This is a genomic window from Micromonospora sp. DT178 (genome assembly GCF_049841695.1).
Classification (GTDB): Bacteria; Actinomycetota; Actinomycetes; order Mycobacteriales; family Micromonosporaceae; genus Micromonospora.
On the sequence record NZ_JBNCKV010000001.1, the window covers coordinates 709,086 to 726,819 of the forward strand.

At 74.6% G+C, this 17,734-nt stretch carries 17 protein-coding genes; 11 read left to right on the forward strand and 6 right to left on the reverse strand.

Annotated elements, in window-relative coordinates:
• The first annotated feature begins 192 nt into the window (after window positions 1-192).
• From ACLQ22_RS03315 to ACLQ22_RS03360, 10 genes are all read left to right on the forward strand, one after another.
• Window positions 193-1,692, forward strand: a complete 1,500-nt coding sequence (locus ACLQ22_RS03315) for a hypothetical protein (RefSeq protein ID WP_425690995.1) — start codon at window positions 193-195, stop codon at window positions 1,690-1,692.
• 148 nt (window positions 1,693-1,840) lie between these two features.
• Window positions 1,841-2,131, forward strand: coding sequence for an ATP-dependent Clp protease adapter ClpS (clpS, locus tag ACLQ22_RS03320; protein ID WP_089001780.1), 291 nt, complete (start codon window positions 1,841-1,843; stop codon window positions 2,129-2,131).
• Window positions 2,132-2,133: 2 nt separating this feature from the next.
• Entirely contained in the window at window positions 2,134-2,628 is a 495-nt protein-coding gene (locus ACLQ22_RS03325) for a DUF2017 domain-containing protein (protein ID WP_425691071.1), read from the forward strand.
• Window positions 2,629-2,681: 53 nt separating this feature from the next.
• Window positions 2,682-3,170, forward strand: coding sequence for a M67 family metallopeptidase (locus tag ACLQ22_RS03330; protein WP_366640477.1), 489 nt, complete (start codon window positions 2,682-2,684; stop codon window positions 3,168-3,170).
• Between the two features lie 73 nt (window positions 3,171-3,243).
• Window positions 3,244-3,597, forward strand: a complete 354-nt coding sequence (locus ACLQ22_RS03335) for a MoaD/ThiS family protein (RefSeq protein ID WP_121396341.1) — start codon at window positions 3,244-3,246, stop codon at window positions 3,595-3,597.
• A 14-nt stretch (window positions 3,598-3,611) separates the two neighbouring features.
• Window positions 3,612-4,577: a PLP-dependent cysteine synthase family protein gene (locus ACLQ22_RS03340; protein ID WP_121396340.1), complete on the forward strand. Its 966-nt coding sequence runs from the start codon at window positions 3,612-3,614 to the stop codon at window positions 4,575-4,577.
• A gap of 316 nt (window positions 4,578-4,893) precedes the next feature.
• On the forward strand, window positions 4,894-5,640 hold the full coding sequence (locus tag ACLQ22_RS03345; RefSeq protein ID WP_121396339.1) for an MBL fold metallo-hydrolase: 747 nt from the start codon (window positions 4,894-4,896) through the stop codon (window positions 5,638-5,640).
• A gap of 65 nt (window positions 5,641-5,705) precedes the next feature.
• Window positions 5,706-6,434: a ribonuclease PH gene (rph, locus tag ACLQ22_RS03350; RefSeq protein WP_121396338.1), complete on the forward strand. Its 729-nt coding sequence runs from the start codon at window positions 5,706-5,708 to the stop codon at window positions 6,432-6,434.
• Window positions 6,431-7,048: an RdgB/HAM1 family non-canonical purine NTP pyrophosphatase gene (gene rdgB / locus ACLQ22_RS03355; protein ID WP_121396337.1), complete on the forward strand. Its 618-nt coding sequence runs from the start codon at window positions 6,431-6,433 to the stop codon at window positions 7,046-7,048. The genes rph and rdgB overlap by 4 nt, the downstream gene beginning before the upstream one ends.
• Window positions 7,049-7,070: 22 nt before the next feature.
• Window positions 7,071-7,985, forward strand: coding sequence for an AEC family transporter (locus ACLQ22_RS03360; protein ID WP_425690996.1), 915 nt, complete (start codon window positions 7,071-7,073; stop codon window positions 7,983-7,985).
• 79 nt (window positions 7,986-8,064) lie between these two features.
• Here ACLQ22_RS03360 and hutH read toward each other — a convergent pair whose 3' ends face one another.
• The 6 genes from hutH to ACLQ22_RS03390 form a co-directional block, all read right to left on the reverse strand.
• On the reverse strand, window positions 8,065-9,600 hold the full coding sequence (hutH, locus tag ACLQ22_RS03365; protein ID WP_425690997.1) for a histidine ammonia-lyase: 1,536 nt from the start codon (window positions 9,598-9,600) through the stop codon (window positions 8,065-8,067).
• Entirely contained in the window at window positions 9,597-10,787 is a 1,191-nt protein-coding gene (hutI, locus tag ACLQ22_RS03370) for an imidazolonepropionase (protein ID WP_425690998.1), read from the reverse strand. Before hutI ends, hutH begins: the two co-directional genes overlap by 4 nt.
• Complete coding sequence (locus tag ACLQ22_RS03375) at window positions 10,784-12,136, reverse strand: formimidoylglutamate deiminase (protein ID WP_425691072.1); 1,353 nt, start codon at window positions 12,134-12,136, stop codon at window positions 10,784-10,786. Before ACLQ22_RS03375 ends, hutI begins: the two co-directional genes overlap by 4 nt.
• A gap of 118 nt (window positions 12,137-12,254) precedes the next feature.
• Window positions 12,255-13,454, reverse strand: coding sequence for an allantoate amidohydrolase (locus tag ACLQ22_RS03380; RefSeq protein WP_425690999.1), 1,200 nt, complete (start codon window positions 13,452-13,454; stop codon window positions 12,255-12,257).
• Window positions 13,451-15,109 (reverse strand): urocanate hydratase, encoded by a 1,659-nt coding sequence (gene hutU / locus ACLQ22_RS03385; RefSeq protein WP_425691000.1) that lies wholly within the window; start codon window positions 15,107-15,109, stop codon window positions 13,451-13,453. The genes ACLQ22_RS03380 and hutU overlap by 4 nt, the downstream gene beginning before the upstream one ends.
• Window positions 15,110-15,126: 17 nt before the next feature.
• On the reverse strand, window positions 15,127-15,978 hold the full coding sequence (locus ACLQ22_RS03390) for a MurR/RpiR family transcriptional regulator (protein WP_425691001.1): 852 nt from the start codon (window positions 15,976-15,978) through the stop codon (window positions 15,127-15,129).
• A gap of 230 nt (window positions 15,979-16,208) precedes the next feature.
• Between ACLQ22_RS03390 and ACLQ22_RS03395 the strand changes: the two genes are divergently transcribed.
• Window positions 16,209-17,576 carry a hypothetical protein gene (locus ACLQ22_RS03395; protein WP_425691002.1) on the forward strand — a complete coding sequence of 456 codons (1,368 nt, stop codon included), beginning with the start codon at window positions 16,209-16,211 and terminating at the stop codon, window positions 17,574-17,576.
• Window positions 17,577-17,734 lie beyond the last annotated feature (158 nt).

Below are 17,734 nucleotides of genomic sequence, written 5' to 3' on the forward strand. Positions count from 1 at the left end.
AGTTGAGTAATCTCGCAGTTACCCCTGAGTATTCGAAGTGTTCGGTTCGGGGGCCTGGTCGCCCGTACTCTTCCGGCATCCGGGTGCCGTCACCGGACGATTCCATGCGGCCGGCCGCTGCCGGTCGCCTGCCACGGGAGGCCGCTTTCGATGAAGCCCGGTCCTCTCCCTGCCGTCGACAGGCCCGACGACATGGCCGGAGCCGCAGAGCTGCCCCGTCGGGACCGGCTGCCCGTCCGGCTCGGGGTGACCGAGCCCCGCCCGGAGGAGCCGCTGGCCGTGATCGGCGTCGGCCCGGCCGGCGCGGGGCGGCGCGAGGTGCTCGCCCGCCTGCTCCAGCTCGATCCGGCCATGCTCGCCGTGCCCGCCGGCAGCTGGCTCGCGGTGCGCCACTCCCAGGTGCCGACGCGGGCCGCCTACGTGCCCGGCTACCGCCAGCCCCACTCCTACGGGGCCGACCGGCTGGCCGCCGGGCCGGCGCTCGCGCGCCCGCCGCGCCGGGTCGAGCTGAGCGTGCCCGAGCCCCTGCTGCGGCACTTCAGCCTCGTCGACACGCCGGACACCGGTGCCCTCGGGGTGGCCGGCGGTCAGCTGCTGCTCGACGCGGCGGGCCGGTCCGGGGCGGTGCTCTTCGTGATCGCCGCCGACCAGGCATTCACCGCGGTCGAGCTGCACCTGCTCGCCGACCTGGCCCGCGCCGGCGTCAAGGTCGTCTTCGCGGTCACCCCGGGCGCGGGCGGCTGGGCCCCGGTGCCGGAGGGCGCGGCGACGACGGAGGGCACGGGGGCGTCCGTCGGGTCGGCTCCGGCACCGGTGGATCCGGTCGCGGTCACCGTCGAGGCGCACCGGGCGGCCCTGCTGGCCGCCGTTCCCGGGCTCGCCGACGCCCGCTGGTTCCCGCTCGACGCCGCGGGTGACGGGGCGGACCTGCGCCGGGCCCTGGTTGGCTGGGCCGCCGACGAGGGGCTGCGACGGGCGAGCGCCGAACCGCTGGTGCTGCCCGGGGCGCACGGCCGGGTGCCGGTGGTGGCCGACCCGGGCGGCTGGTCGGAGCAGCTCGACCGGCAGGCCCGGTCCTCCTCCCGGCGCATCCGCCAGCACCTCGCCCTGGAGGTGGCGAACATCCACCTCCGCGTGGTGCAGGAGATCGTCTTCGGGGTCGGCTGCGCCGGCCTGCCGCAGCTGCTCGACCGGGAGATGGAGGCGCTGTCGCTGCTGGCCACCGCCCAGTGCGACGAGGCGGTGCGCGGGCTCCTGGATGAGGCCGCCGGGCGGGTCTTCGGCGCGCCGCTGCCGGCGGGCGTCCGGCGGCGCCTCTACGCCCCCGTGCGCTGGGGCCTGACGGAGCACCGGGGCGAGCACGAGCTGGACCGCGTGCTGCTCGTCACCAGCACCGGTGGCGTGGCGGGGCTGACGGGGGTCGGCGCGACCGACGCACTGGCGAGCTACCCGGGCGTGGCGGGCGTGGAGGTGCTCCCGCCGGTGGCCGTGGCCCTCTCGGGTGGCTGCTGGCAGCACTGGCGCAGCCCCGGCAACCACGATGCCAACGCCGCCCGTGCCTGGGCGCAGCGCGCGCTGCGCGAGGTCGAACTGGAACTGTCCCGGGAGGTGTCCCGGCGGTTCGAGGTGGTCCGCCTCTCGCTGGACGGGGTGCTCTCCGATGCTGTCGACCACGGCATCCTGCTCGCCTGAGGGCGATCCGGTCGCCCGCGGCGTCGGCACCGCGCCGAGGCCGCCGCTCGCCACCGCCGATGCCCTTGACCAGGACGGACGCGGCGATCCGCGCCGGGCCGGCGTTCCGGTTCCTCGGTTCGGCGGATCCGGTGGCACGATGGGGGGCATGGCGGCTCCGCAGGTTGCACCTGTCGAGACGCCGGACACCGATGAGGTGCCGGCGTCCGACCGGCCGTGGGTGACGATCGTGTGGGACGACCCGGTCAACCTCATGACGTACGTGACCTGGGTCTTTCAGAAGCTCTTCGGCTACAGCCGGGAGAAGGCGGAACAGCTCATGCTCGACGTGCACCACAAGGGTCGCGCCGTGGTCTCCAGCGGCGCCCGGGAGCGGATGGAGCACGACGCGTCGCAGTTGCACGCGTACGGGCTGTGGGCGACGGTGGACCGGTCGTGAGCATGTTCCGTCGCCAGGGCGACCGCTACGTCGTCACCTTCGCCGTCGACGAGGTGCGGGTGCTGCGGAAGGTGGCATCCGAGGTGGTCGGGCTGCTCACCGACGGCTTCGACCACACCGACCCGGTGGTGGGCCGGCTCTTCCCCGAGGTCTACCCGGAGGACCCGTCCGGCACGGCCGAGTTCCGCCGCTACACCGAGGGCGACCTGAAGACCGCCAAGATCGACCAGGCCGGCGCGATCCTCGCCGCGCTGCCCGACGAGGCCGGCGGCGAGGTGCGCCTGGACGCGGAGGCGGCCGAGGCGTGGCTGCGGGCGCTCAACGACGCCCGGCTGGCGATGGGCGTCCGGCTGGAGATCAAGGACGGCACCGACCTCGGCGAGGAGCTCGACGACGCGGTCGCCGAGGACCCGACCTCCAGCCGGGTGTTCCAACTGTCGGTCTACGCGTACCTCGGCTACCTCCAGGAATCCCTGCTCAACGCCTTGATCGACTAGGCGTGACCGCCGCCACCTTAAGGTCGCGGCGGGTACGCGTTAGGCTGGACCACGTGCTGAGCATCGACCGGTCGATCGTCGACGCGATCGTCGCCCACGCCCGTCGGGACCACCCCGACGAGGCGTGCGGCGTGGTCGCCGGTCCCGCCGGCAGCGACACCCCCACCCGGCACATCCCGATGGACAACGCCGCCCGTTCCATGACGTTCTACGAGTTCGACTCGATGGAGCAGCTGCGGGTGTGGCGCGAGATGGACGACCGGGACGAGGAGCCCGTCGTCATCTACCACTCGCACACCGCCACGGAGGCGTACCCGTCCCGCACGGACATCTCCTTCGCCGGTGAGCCCGGGGCGCACTACCTGCTGGTCTCCACCCGCGACGCCGACACGGAGGAGATCCGCTCCTTCCGGATCGTCGACGGCGTGGTGACCGAGGAGCCGGTCCGGATCGTGGACGCGGGGGTGGACCCGCACGCCGTGCAGTCCTACATGTTCGGGCAGAGCCCGGCGACGGTCGACTACGAGTGTTCCGGCCGCTGATCCAGCGCCGTCACACCCGTCCACGTCCCGTCACCTTCCGGCACGCCCGACCATCATCGAGGAGCACGACATCATGGCCATCGAGGTTCGCATCCCCACCATCCTGCGCAGCTACACCGGCGGCGCGAAGGTCGTCGAGGGCGCCGGCGACACGCTCGCCGACCTGCTCGCCGACCTGGACTCCCGGCACGCCGGCCTGAAGGCCCGGCTGGTCACCGACGCCGGCGCGCTGCACCGCTTCGTCAACGTCTACGTCAACGACGAGGACGTCCGCTTCCTCGGCGCGCTGGACGCCAAGCTCAACGACGGCGACAGCGTGACCATCCTGCCGGCCGTCGCCGGGGGCGCGTTCGGCTTCGCCGCGGCCGCCGCGATCGCCCAGCACGGCGCCGCGGTCGCCGCGCGGTCGGCCGCCGCCGCCCGCTGACGGCGGCGGTCACCATGGCGCGGTACGACAGCCTCCTCGACGCCTGCGGGGGAACGCCCCTGGTCGGGCTGCCCCGGCTCTCCCCGACGGTGCCCGCCGGGGCGCCGCCGGTGCGGCTCTGGGCGAAGCTGGAGGACCGGAACCCCACCGGCAGCATCAAGGACCGGGCGGCCCTGTTCATGGTCCGGGCGGCCGAGGAGGCCGGCCGGCTCCGGCCGGGCGACACCATCCTCGAACCGACCAGCGGCAACACCGGCATCTCGCTGGCGATGGTGGCCAAGCTGCGCGGCTACCGGCTGGTCTGCGTGATGCCGGAGAACGTCTCGACCGAGCGGGTGCAGCTGCTCCGGATGTACGGCGCGGAGATCATCTTCTCGCCGGCGGCGGGCGGCTCCAACCAGGCGGTGGCCACCGCCAAGCAGATCTCGGCCGAGCACCCCGACTGGGTCATGCTCTACCAGTACGGCAACGACGCCAACGCCCGGGCGCACTACGAGACCACCGGTCCGGAGCTGCTGCACGACCTGCCCACGATCACGCACTTCGTGGCGGGTCTCGGCACCACCGGGACGCTGATGGGCACCGGGCGCTACCTGCGCGAGAAGGTCGACGGCATCCAGGTCGTCGCGGCCGAGCCGCGCTACGGCGAGCTGGTCTACGGGCTGCGCAACATCGACGAGGGCTACGTCCCCGAGCTCTACGACGCGTCGGTGCTGTCCCGGCGCTTCTCCGTCGGCACCCGCGACGCGGTGCTGCGGACCCGGCAGCTCGTCGAGGTGGAGGGCATCTTCGCCGGCTTCTCCACGGGCGCGATCCTGCACGCCGCCCTCGCGGTGGCGCACGAGGCCGTCCGCGCCGGCCAGCGGGCCGACGTGGCCTTCGTGGTCGCCGACGGCGGTTGGAAGTACCTCTCCACCGGGGCGTACGGCGGCACCCTCGCCGACGCGGAGGAAGCCCTGGAGGGGCAGCTCTGGGCGTGACGTCCCCGTGGCCGGGCCACCGACACGCGTCGGTGGCCCGGCCGCCCGTCACGGCTCCCGCCGTCACTCCCGCGCCGAGCGCCTCGGCGCGACGCGGCCGGGCCACTCACCCAGCGCTACCGGCGCACGCCGTCTCGTCACGGGATCCGGGCGGGCGGCCCGGGCGGGTGTCACGTTGGTGACAACTTCCTGTGGATGACTCTTGTCGTCGCGCGGGCGCGCGTAGGCTGCCCTGCGTGGCGTACGCGTCGGTAGAGATCATCCACAGCGGAACCGTCGGCGCGGAAACTACGCATAGTTACAGTGAGACGACTCGATGCGACTGACCGTCCTGGGCTGCGCGGGCAGTTTCCCCGGTCCCGAGTCCCCCTGCTCGGCCTACCTCGTCGAGGCCGACGGCTTCCGGCTGCTGGTCGACTTCGGCTCCGGGTCGCTGTCCAACCTCCAGCGCTACGCGGGGCTGCACGCCCCGGACGCCATCATCCTCACCCACCTGCACTGCGACCACATCCTCGACGCGGCGTCATACGTGGTGGTCCGCCGCTACGCCCCGGACGGCCCCTACCCGTCGCTGCCCGTCTACGCCCCCGCCGGCGCGCCGGACCGGCTGGCCGCCGCGTACGGGCAGGAGGACAGCACGGTCGAGGACGTCTACCAGTTCTACGCCCTCGAACCCGGCACCTTCCCGATCGGCCCGTTCGCCGTCACCGTCGACCGGGTGAACCACCCCGTCGAGACGTACGGCGTCCGGCTGGAGCACGGCGGCCGGGTCCTCTGCTACTCCTCGGACACCGCGCCCTGCGACGCGCTGCTGCGACTGGCCCAGGACGCCGACACGTTCCTCTGCGAGGCGAGCTACCTCGACGGCGTGGAGAACCCGCCGGACCTGCACCTGACCGGCCGGGAGGCCGGCGAGGCGGCGACCAAGGCCGGGGTGGGCCGACTGCTGCTCACCCACCTGGTGGCCGCCTGGGGCAGCGAGGCGCACACCGTGGAGTCGGCCGGCGCCGCCTTCGACGGGCCGCTGGAAGTCGTCCGGCCCGGCGCCAGCTACGAGATCTGACCGGCCGGCGCCCGGGGCGGGACACCCCGGGGCACACCGATCGGGGCACCGCATAGGGTGCAGGGATGGCACGACCTGACGGGCGGCGACCCGACGAACTCCGACCTGTGACGTTGACCCGGGGCTGGAGCACCCATCCGGAGGGCTCGGTGCTCGTGGAGTTCGGCGGCACCCGGGTGCTCTGCACCGCCAGCGTGACCGAGGGCGTGCCCCGCTGGCGCAAGGGCTCCGGGCTCGGCTGGGTCACCGCCGAGTACGCGATGCTGCCCCGGGCCACCAACACCCGCTCCGACCGGGAGAGCGTGAAGGGCCGCGTCGGCGGGCGTACGCACGAGATCTCCCGGCTGATCGGCCGGAGCCTGCGGGCGTCGATCGACCTGAAGGCCCTCGGCGAGAACTCGATCGTGCTCGACTGCGACGTGCTCCAGGCCGACGGCGGCACCCGTACCGCCGCGATCACCGGCGCGTACGTGGCGCTGCACGACGCGGTGACCTGGCTGGCCGGGCGCAAGTCGCTGGCCGGCAAGCCGGAGAAGGTGATGCACCGCTCGGTGGCCGCGATCAGCGTCGGGATCATCGACGGCGAGCCCCGGCTGGACCTCGACTACACCGAGGACGTGGCCGCCGAGGTCGACATGAACGTGGTGTGCACCGGCACCGGCGAGTTCGTCGAGGTGCAGGGCACCGGGGAGGCGGGCGTGTTCGCCCGCGCGCAGCTCGACGCCCTGCTCGACCTGGCTGTCGCCGGCTGCGTGGAACTGGCCGAAGCCCAGCGGAAGGCGCTTTTCTCATGAACAAGGTGCTGCTCGCCACCCGTAACCGCAAGAAGCTCGTCGAGCTCCAGCGGATCCTCGACGGCGCGCTCGGCGCGCACCGCGTCGCCCTGATCGGGCTCGACGACGTCGAGGAGTACCCGGAGCTGCCCGAGAGCGGCCTGACCTTCGGCGAGAACGCGCTGATCAAGGCGCGGGAGGGCTGCCGGCGCACCGGCCTGCCGACGATCGCCGACGACTCCGGGCTCGCCGTCGAGGCGCTGAACGGCATGCCGGGGGTGTTCAGCGCCCGCTGGGCCGGCCGGCACGGCAACGACGAGGCCAACCTCCAGCTGGTGCTGGACCAGATCGCGGACCTGCCCGACGAGCACCGGGGCGCGTCGTTCGTCTGCACGGTGGCCCTGGTGCTGCCCGGCGGCAAGGAGCACCTGGTCGACGGCCGGCAGACCGGCCGGCTGCTCCGGTCGCCGCGCGGCGACGGCGGGTTCGGCTACGACCCGATCTTCCTCGGCGACGGCCAGGACCGCACCAACGCCGAGCTGACGCCGCAGGAGAAGGACGCGGTCAGCCACCGGGGCAAGGCGCTGCGGGAGCTGGCCAAGCTGGTCGCCAAGGTGCTGCCGCCCGCGAGCTGACGGACCCGCCCCGGTGCCAGGGGTGCTGACGGGTTTCGCCGTCATCGTCGCCGTCATCGCCGTCGGCTACGCGCTCGGCCGTGGCGGGGTGCTGGGGCCGGAGGCGGCCACCGTCCTCTCCCGCGTCGCGTTCTTCGTGGCGACTCCGGCGCTGCTGTTCGAGACGGTGGCCCGGGCCGACGTGCCCGCGGTCGTCTCGTCCGCCCTCGTCGTCACGGTGGTGAGCACCACCGCCGTGGCGTCGGTGTTCGTCGCCGTCGCGAGGCTCTGCTGGCGCCGCTCCGTCGCGAACGCGACGGTCGGCGCCCTGGCCTCGTCGTACGTCAACGCGGCGAACATCGGCATCCCGGTCGCGGTCTACGTCCTCGGGGACGCCTCGTTCGTCGCGCCCGTCCTGATGTTCCAACTGGTCGTCATGACGCCGGTCGCGTTCGCCTTCCTCGAGGCGGCCACGGCGGGCAGCAGACCGTCGCTCGGCACGGTGGTGCTCCAGCCGCTCACCAACCCGGTCACCATCGCGTGCGCCCTGGGCGTCGGGGCCAGCCTGACCGGCTGGCTGCCGCCGGAGCCGGTCCTGCGGCCGATCGAACTCGTCGCGGCGATGGCGGTCCCCGCCACACTGATCGCGTACGGCCTCTCCCTGCACGGCGCGCCGCGGCCCGGCTCCGGCGAGACCGGGCGGGACGTACGGCTCGCGGTCGTCCTCAAGACGGTGGTCCAGCCCACCGTCGCCTACCTCGTCGCCCGCTTCGCGATGGGCCTGCCGCCCGACCTCGTGCTGGCCTGCACGGTCACCGCCGCCCTGCCGACGGCGCAGAACGTCTTCGTCTACGCGATCCGCTACGGCCGGGGTGCGGTCCTGGCGCGCGACGCGATCCTGCTGTCGACGGTGGCCGCCGTGCCCGTGCTGGTCGGCGTGGCGGTGCTGGCGGGCTGAGACCGCCGTGGGCGACGCGGTCCGGCCGCCCGCGCGGCACCCCGGGCCACCGCGGCGCAACGGTGGCCCGGGGTGGCCGTCAGTCGAGGGGCCCGATCTCGCGTTCGATGGCGGCGCGCAGCTCGGGCCCGGCCAGCACGTCCCGGGCGGCCTCCATCAGCGGGGCCAGGAAGACGTCCGGCCCGGGTTCCCCGGCGATCCCGCCGAGCGCCGCGACGGCCGCCCGGCCGGCCGGCGACGGGTCGAGCGGGGCGCGCAGCTGGAGCCCGCGTACGCCGGCGAGCAGCTCGACGGCGAGCAGGCTGGTCAGGTTGTCCAGCACGGTGCGCAGCTTCTTGGCCGCCGCCCAGCCCATCGAGACGTGGTCCTCCTGCATGCCGCTGGTGGGCAGCGAGTCCACCGACGCCGGCGCGGCGAGCCGGCGGTTCTCCGCGACGATCCCGGCCGCCGTGTACTGGGCGATCATCAGCCCCGAGTTGACGCCGGCGTCGGGGGAGAGGAACGCCGGCAGCTCCCGGGACCGGGTGACGTCGAGCAGCCGGTCCACCCGGCGCTCGGCGATCGCGCCCACCTCGGCGGCGGCGATGGCCAGGAAGTCGGCGGCGAAGCCCAGCGGCGCGCCGTGGAAGTTCCCGGTCGACTCGACGCGGCCGTCGGGCAGCACCACCGGGTTGTCCACCACCGAGACCAGCTCCCGGCCGGCCACCGTGCGGACGAAGTCCAGCGTGTCCCGGGCCGCCCCGGCGACCTGCGGCGCGCACCGCATCGAGTACGCGTCCTGCACCGCGTGCGCGAGGTCGTCGCGGTGCGAGTCCATCACCCGGGAGTCCTGGAGCAGCCGGTGGATGTTCGCCGCCGAGGCCGACTGCCCGGGATGCGGCCGGATGGCGTGCAGCTCCGGCAGGAACGGCCGCTCCGAGCCGAGCATCGCCTCGATGGCGAGGGCGGCGGTGACGTCGGCCATCGTGAACAGGTGCGCGGCGTCGTGGATCGCCAGCAGCAGCATGCCGAGCATGCCGTCGGTGCCGTTGATCAGCGCCAGCCCCTCCTTGGCGGCCAGCCCGATCGGCGCCAGCCCCGCCCGGCGCAGCACGTCGGCGGCGGGCAGCCGCTCGCCGGCCGGGCCGAGCACCCAGCCCTCGCCGAGCAGCACCAGCGCGCAGTGCGCCAGCGGCGCCAGGTCGCCGGAGGCGCCCAGCGAGCCGTGCTCCGGCACCCACGGCGTCACGTCGTGGTTGAGCAGGTCGACCAGGGCCTCGGCGACCAGGGGCCGGACCCCGGAACGGCCGAGCGCCAGCGAGCGGACCCGCAGCAGCATCATGGCCCGGACCACCTCGCGCGGCATCGGCGCGCCCACCCCGGCGGCGTGCGAGCGGATCAGCGCGTGTTGGAGCTCGGCCCGCCGCTTGGGCGCGACGAAGGTGTTCGCCAGCGCGCCGAAGCCGGTGGAGACGCCGTAGACCGGCCGGCCGGCGGCCTCGATGCCGTCGACGATGGACCGGCTGACGGTCATGGCGTCGACGGTGGCCGGGTCGAGGACGACCTTGGCGGTGCCGCGCGCGACGGCGAGCACGTCGGCGGGGGAGATCCCGGTGGGCAGGACGGTGACGGTCATTGGGGCACTCCGTTGCGCAGAACCTGGCGGATCAGTGGCACACCGGGCCGGTAGGCCAGGTGCAGGTGGGACGGGGCGTCGAGGATCATCAGGTCGGCCCGGGCCCCGGGCCGGAGCACCCCGACGTCGTCGCGGCGCAGCGCCCGGGCGCCGCCGGCGGTCGCGGCCCAGACGGCCTCCGCCGGGGTCATCCGCATCTCGCGTACGGCCAGCGCGACGCAGAACGGCATCGACGAGGTGTACGACGAACCGGGGTTGCAGTCGGTCGCCAGCGCCACGGTCACGCCGGCGTCGAGCAGCCGGCGGGCGTCCGGGTAGGGCGAGCGGGTGGAGAACTCGGCGCCGGGCAGCAGGGTGGCGACGGTGGTGGTGTGTCCGCCGTCGACGCGGGTCGAGGCCAGCGCGTCGACGTCGGCGTCGGTCAGGTGGGTGCAGTGGTCGACGCTCGCCGCGCCCAGCTCGACGCCGAGCTGGACGCCCGGCCCGGGGCCGAGCTGGTTGGCGTGCACCCGCACGCCCAGCCCGACGGCCTGCCCACAGGCGAGGATGGCGCGGGCGTGGTCGACGTCGAACGCGCCCCGCTCGCAGAAGACGTCGATCCAGCGGGCGTGCGGCGCGGCGGCGGCCAGCATCGGCCCGCAGACCAGACCCACGTAGTCGTCGGGGCGGTCGGCGTACTCGGCGGGGACCACGTGGGCGCCGAGGAAGGTGGTCTCCTCGCTGACCTCGGCGGCGATCGCCAGCGAGCGGGCCTCGTCGGCGACGGTGAGGCCGTACCCGCTCTTGATCTCCATGGTGGTGGTGCCCTGCCGCATCGCCTCGCCGCGCAGTCGGCGCACGGTGGCCCGCAGCTCGTCGTCGGTGGCCGCCCGGGTCGCGCCGACGGTGGTCCGGATGCCGCCGCCGGTGTAGGGCTGCCCGGCCATCCGGGCGGCGAACTCGGCGGCCCGGTCCCCGGCGAAGACCAGGTGGGCGTGGCTGTCCACGAAGCCGGGGAGCACGGCGGCGCCCCCGGCGTCCAGTCGCCGGTCGGCGGCCGGCGCGTCGCGGGCCGGCCCGATCCAGGCCACCCGCCCCTCCTCGACCAGCAGGGCGGCGTCGCGCCGGATGCCCAGCGGGCCGCCCTCGTCGCCGGGCGGATCGTTGGTCACCAGCTCGCCGATGTCGTCGACCAGCAGACTGCTCACGAGGTCACCTCTTCGATCGCCGCGGTCAGCTCGGCCGGCACGTCGACGGTCAGGTGCCGGCCGTCGCGCACCACCGTCCGGCCGTCCACCACGACCTGTGCGACGTCCGCGGCGCCCGCCGCGAACCAGACCCCCACCGGCGGAACGCCGGCCGTGCGCGGACTGTCCAGCCGTACGGTCACCAGGTCGGCGCGCGCCCCCACGGCGATCCGCCCGGCGTCGCGCCAGCCCAGCGCGGCGTGACCGCCCACGGTGGCCGCGTCGTATAGCTCGGCGGGGCCGAAGTGCCCGCGGCGGCGGGTGCGCAGCCGCTCGTCCAGTTCGACCGCGCGGGCCTCCTCGAAGAGGTCGATCACGGCGTGGCTGTCGCTGCCCAGGCTGAGCGGCAGGCCGACGTCGGCCATCCGCCGGGCCGGGCCGATCCCGTCGGCCAGGTCCCGCTCCGTGGTCGGGCAGAGGCAGACGCCCGTGCCGGCGTCCCCGAGCAGCGTGAGGTCGCCGCCGGTCAGGTGGGTGGCGTGCACGGCCGTGGTGTTCGGGCCGAGCGCCCCCCGGTCGGCGAGCAGTCGGGCCGGGGTGCAGCCGTGCGCGGCCCGGCAGGCATCGTTCTCGGCGGGCTGCTCGGAGAGGTGCACGTGCAGGGGTGCGCCGCGCCGGTCCGCCCAACCGGCCACGGTGGCGAGCTGCCCGGCCGGCACCGCGCGCACCGAGTGGATCGCCGCGCCGACCCGGGCGTGGTCGTCGGCGGGCCGGAACGCGTCGACCCGTTCCGCCCAGCGCAGCGCGTCGCCGTCGCCGAAGCGTCGCTGCGGCCCGGCGAGCGGCTCCCCGTCGACGGTGGCGGTCAGGTAGCAGGTGTCCAGCAGGGTGATCCGGATCCCGGCGTGGGCGGCGGCCTCGACCAGCGCCGCACCCATCGCGTTCGGGTCCGCGTACGGGGTGCCGTCCGGGCCGTGGTGCACGTAGTGGAACTCGCCGACGCAGGTGACGCCGGCCAGCGCCATCTCGGCGTAGACCGCCCGGGCCAGGGCCAGGTACGAGTCCGGGTCGAGCCGCTGCGCCACCGCGTACATCCGGTCGCGCCAGGTCCAGAAGTCGCCGCGCCCGCCGTGGGTGCGCCCGCGCAACGCCCGGTGGAACGCGTGCGAGTGGGCGTTGGCGAGCCCGGGCAGCGTCAGCCCGGGCAGCCGCTCGGCATCGGCCATGACCTCGACCCCGGCGGGCGGCGTGCTCCCGGCCGTCAGCGGGGTCACACCGGTGATCCGCCCGTCGGTCGTCTCGATCAGCACGTCGGCGGTCGGCTCGGCGTGGTCGGGCAGCCAGGCGTACTCGGCGAGCCAGCGGGTCACGGTCATGTCGTACGCCCCCTGTCGAACTGAATCGTCTGCGACATCAGTCGATCACCGCGGGGGCGAATCGTCTGCGACATCAGCCCGACAGGCCGCCGACAACCTCCCCGGGCCGCGCTCACCGGCATGCCAGCTCCTCCACCACCCGGGCCAGGGCGGTGACCCCGGCCGCGCAGTCGGCGTCGCTGGCCGACTCCGCCGGCGAGTGCGACACCCCCGTCGGGTTGCGCACGAAGAGCATCGCCGTGGGCAGGTGCGCGGCGAGCACCCCGGCGTCGTGCCCGGCCCCGGTCGGCAGCACCGGCGCGTCGAGCAGGGTCGCGAGCCGGTCGGCCAGGCCACCGTCGAAGGCGACCAGCGGGGTGGCCGACTCCTCCGTCAGCGCCACCTCCGTACCGTCGCGGCGGGCCCGCTCGGCGGCCTTCGCGCGCACCGCGTCGACCAGCCCCGTCAGCGTCTCCGGCTCGGCGGCCCGGGCGTCCAGCCAGCCGGTCACCTTCGACGGGATGGCGTTGGTGGCGTTCGGCTCCACCGCCACCCGGCCGACGGTGGCGTGGGCGCCGCGCAGCCGCGCCTCCTTGTTGGCCGCCAGCACGGTGAAGGCGTACGTCAGCATGGGGTCGCGGCGGTCGGCCATCCGGGTCGTACCGGCGTGGTTGCCCTCGCCGGTGAACTCGAAGCGCCAGCGGCCGTGCGGCCAGATCGCGCTGGCCACCCCCACCGGCGCGCCGGCGTCGACCATCGCGCGGCCCTGCTCGACGTGCAGCTCGACGAAGGCGGCGAAGCCGCCGAGCAGCTCCGGCCGGGCGCCTGCCGGCCGGGCGCCCAGCGCCTCGGCGAAGCTCACCCCGCCGGCGTCGCACAACCCGGCCGCGCGCTCCACCGCGATCTCCCCGGCGAGCAGCCGCGACCCCAGGCACGGTACGCCGAACCGCGCGCCCTCCTCCTCGACGAACGCGCCGACCACCACGGGGCGGGCCGGCGCGACGCCGGCCGCGCGCAGCTCGTCGACGGCGAGGAACGCGCTGACGATGCCGAGCGGGCCGTCGTAGGCCCCGCCGTGCGGCACCGAGTCGAAGTGGCTGCCCGTCAGCACCGCGTCGCCGGCCTCCGGGTCGCCCCACCGGGCGAACAGGTTGCCGTTGCCGTCGTCGGTGACCGGCATGCCCCGGCGGTCGGCCTGCTCGCGGAACCACTCCCGCAGCCGCAGCTCGGGCGCGGTCAGCGCGTAGCGCAGGTAGCCGCCGCTGCCCTCGTCCCGCCCGACCGGCGCGATCTCGTCCCACAGCGCCCGGAACCGCCCGGCGAGGTCGCTCACGGGTTGTCACCCTCCGCCATCGGCACCCGCACGCCCGTGGCCTCCGCAACCTCGCGGGCGGCGTCGTAGCCGGCGTCCACGTGCCGGATGACGCCCATCGCCGGGTCGTTGGTGAGCACCCGCTCGATCTTCTGCCCGGCCAGCGCCGTGCCGTCGGCGACGCAGACCTGCCCGGCGTGGATGGACCGGCCGATGCCGACCCCGCCGCCGTGGTGGATCGACACCCAGGACGCCCCGCTGGCGGTGTTGACCAGCGCGTTGAGCAGCGGCCAGTCGGCCACCGCGTCGGAGCCGTCGGCCATCGCCTCGGTCTCCCGGTACGGGCTGGCCACGCTGCCGCAGTCCAGGTGGTCGCGGCCGATCACCACGGGCGCCGACAGCTCGCCGGAGGCGACCATCTCGTTGAACCGCACCCCCGCCTTGTCGCGCTCGCCGTAGCCGAGCCAGCAGATCCGCGCCGGCAGGCCCTGGAAGGCGACGCGCTCGCCGGCCATCCGGATCCACCGGGCCAGCGACTCGTTCTCCGGGAACAGCTCCAGGATCGCCCGGTCGGTGGCCGCGATGTCGGCCGGGTCGCCGGAGAGCGCCGCCCACCGGAACGGGCCCTTGCCCTCGCAGAACAACGGCCGGATGTACGCGGGCACGAAGCCGGGGAAGTCGAAGGCCCGCTCGAACCCGCCGAGCTTCGCCTCGCCCCGGATCGAGTTGCCGTAGTCGAAGACCTCCGCGCCGGCGTCGAGGAACCCGACCATCGCCTCGACGTGCTTCGCCATCGACGCCCGCGCCCGGTCGGTGAACTCGGCCGGCTTCGCCGCCGCGTAGTCCCGGGCGTCGGCCGGCTCCACCCCCTCCGGCAGGTACGACAGCGGGTCGTGCGCGCTGGTCTGGTCGGTGACGACGTCGATGTCCACGCCCCGGCGCAGCAGCTCCGGGAAGACCGTGGCCGCGTTGCCGACCACGCCGACGCTCAGCGCCCGCCGGTCCCGCTTCGCGGCCAGCGCCCGCTCGACGGCGTCGTCCAGGGAGTCGGCGACCTCGTCGAGGTAGCGGTCGTGCACCCGCCGGTCCAGCCGGCTGCGGTCCACGTCGACGACCAGGCAGACGCCGCCGTTCATGGTGACCGCGAGGGGCTGCGCCCCGCCCATCCCGCCGCAGCCGGCGGTGAGCGTCAGCGTGCCCGCCAGGGTGCCGCCGAACCGCTTGGCGGCGACGGCGGCGAACGTCTCGTAGGTGCCCTGGAGGATGCCCTGGGTGCCGATGTAGATCCACGAGCCGGCGGTCATCTGCCCGTACATGGTCAGGCCGAGCTGTTCGAGGCGGCGGAACTCCGGCCAGGTGGCCCAGTCGCCCACCAGGTTGGAGTTGGCCAGCAGCACCCGGGGCGCCCACTCGTGGGTACGCATGACGCCCACCGGCCGGCCCGACTGCACCAGCATGGTCTCGTCGTCGCGCAGGTCGGTCAGGGTGCGCACCAGCGCGTGGTACGACGGCCAGTCCCGCGCCGCCTTTCCGGTGCCGCCGTAGACAACCAGGTCGTCGGGGCGCTCGGCCACCTCCGGGTCGAGGTTGTTCATCAGCATCCGCAGCGCGGCCTCCTGGGGCCACCCACGGGCGGTGCGTTCGGTGCCGCGTGCGGCGCGGACGGGCTGGGTCATCTCGGCTCTCCTCCGGGTCATCCGAGGAACAACTGGCGGCGGGCGGCGGAGGCTTCGAAGGCCTCCAGCCGGCGCTGGGTGTCGGTCGGGGCGGCGTCGCAGATGGCCTGGAGCAGCACCATGGCCAGGGTCATCGGCGCGGTGTGCAGGTCGAAGACGAGCTGCGCGCCGACCGCGGCGGGCAGCACCACGTCGGCGTGCTCGGTGGCCGGGCTGACCGGCGAGTCGGTGATGGCCACCACGGTGAGGCCGGCGGCCCGGGCCTCGCGCAGCGCGTCCAGGGTCTCCCGGGGATAGCGGGGCAGCACGAAGGCGAGCAGGGCGCCCGCCCCGGCCTCGGCGGCCTGTTCGAGGCGGTCGGTGAGCAGGCTGCCGCCGTCGTCGAGCACCCGCACGTCGGGGTGCACCTTGGCGGCGAAGTACGCGAAGTAGGCGGCCAGCGGGGCGGCGGCGCGCAGGCCGAGCACCGGCAGGGGGCGGCTGGCGGCCAGCAGCCTCCCGGTCTCGGCGATCCGGTCCCGGTCGGCGAGCTGCCCGGCGAGGCGGTCGAGGTTGCCGATCTCGGCGCGTACCGCCTGCTGGAGCTCGTTGCCCGCGTCGGTGGCGTCGCCCGGGGCGCCGGCGGTCAGCTCGCGGAGCCGGCGGCGCAGCGCGGGGTAGCCGTCGTGGCCGAGCGCGACCGCGAACCGGGTGACCGACGGCTGGCTGACCCCCGCCAGCTCGGCGACCTCGGCCGCCGACAGGTACGCCGCGGCCGGCGCGTGCTGCACGAGGCAGTGCGCGATGCGGCGCTGGGTGGGGGTGAGCCGGACCCCCTGGAACAGGTCCAGCACCCGCTCGATGGGCGCCATGACAGCTCCCTCATTCATGAGGTGACTGTATGCATGAAAACTTTCACAGGGCAAGCCCGCCCGCGGAACGCCCGTGGTGCGGGGCCGGCGAGTGGCCTGGGGCGCGCAACGGGCCCGCCGCGCGGCCCAGCAGGGCGTCGGGCCCGGCGACGGGCGGGCGGAGGCCTGTCGGGCCTGCGACGGGCGGGCGGAGGCGCTGGCGCCGCCTCTGTAGGATCCGCACGGCGGTTGAGCAGAGGAGTTGGCGCATGCAGCCGGCAGGTCCCTACAGGTTCACCCACGTGCTGGGCGGGTCTCCGGTGGGTAAGGCGTGGGCGGCGATCGACGAGCAGGGGCGCCTCGTCACCGTGGCCGTCCTGGACGCCGCCGTCGCCGCGGCCCCCGGCTGGCGGGAGGCGTTCGTCGGGATGACGAACTCGCTGGCGCAGGCGGCGGACCCCCTGCCCTACGCCTACGCCGACTTCTCGGCCGCCGCGCCCTGGGTGGCGTACTCGGCGGAGGTCGGACCCGGGGCGGAGAAGCTGCTCCGTGCACTCGGCGTGGAGTACACCCCGGACCCGACGGCTGCACGGCCGGTCAGCGGCATGCCCCAGCCGGTCTCCGGCATGCCCCAGCCGGTCAGCGGCATGCCTCAGCCGGTCAGCGGGGTGACCCATCCCGTCTCCGGTGTACCGCAGTCGGTCTCCGGTGTTCCGCATCTGCCGTGGGCGATGCACGCGGGTCCGAACCCCACCCAGCCGGTGTCGTCGGCCCCGCATTCGGCCTCGGGCCCGCCGGCGCCAGGCTGGGACGCGCCGACCACCGCGATGCCGGCGCAGCCGGTCGCCGGGACGCCCCAGTCGCCCGCCGCCGCCCAGGCCCCCGCGCCGGCCGGCATCCCGCCGTACGATCCGCTCGCCGCGCCTGATCGCCGCATCACGCCTTCCAAGACGCGCCGGCGCCGTACCGGGCTCTGGGTCGGGATCGTCGCACTGGTGCTGGTCCTCGTCGGCGGTGCGGGTGCCTTCGTCTGGATCGGGCGCGGGGATACGACCGAGCCGACGGCGAACCCCTCACCCACCGCCGTGGTCCCGTCCGGCGCCTCAAGCTGGTCACCTTCCGCGCGTCCACAGCAGCCGGGCATCGAGCCGCCACGGCCGGGGGACTGGCCCAAATGGCAGGTCTTCAGCAGGAGCGATGCCGTACGGACGCTGAACCCGGACGGCCTGGGCTTCGAGTTCGTGGCACCGGCTGACTGGACGTGCACTCCGGGCGGCAGCACCGAGGGGCAGGTCAAGTACAACTGCGGTGCCTCGATCGGCGACAACGCGGAGGTCGGCGGCGAGCTGATCGTCCGTAACTGTCCTGAATGCGGCGAGGAGCAACGCGACGCCCTGCGCAAGGCGGAGGAGGCGTGGGGGCTCCAGTGGCGCAGCGGCGGGCCGTACGTCGTCCTGGCCGAGACCGTGAAGCTGAACGGCGCCAACAAGTACGGCATCGTCGTGGTCGCCTTCTGGCGCTCGGAGCCGGACGGTGCGATCGACCGTCAGCTCGTGCTGCGAATGACCGCCCCGGAGGACTGGGTCGACGTCATTCGGCGCGTGGTCAACTCCATCCGTGACAACGCCGAGTTCTGATCTGCGTCTGGACCGGCCGGAAAGAGAAACTGCGGGCGTCGAGCCGTTTGCCTGGGTGAGGTTCATGTTGGCGGCTTGGCGAGAGAGGTGATCGGCGAGTCGTAGGATACGGATCGGCTCCTGTCTGCTGGTCCCAGGATCTGCGGTGCCGGCGACAA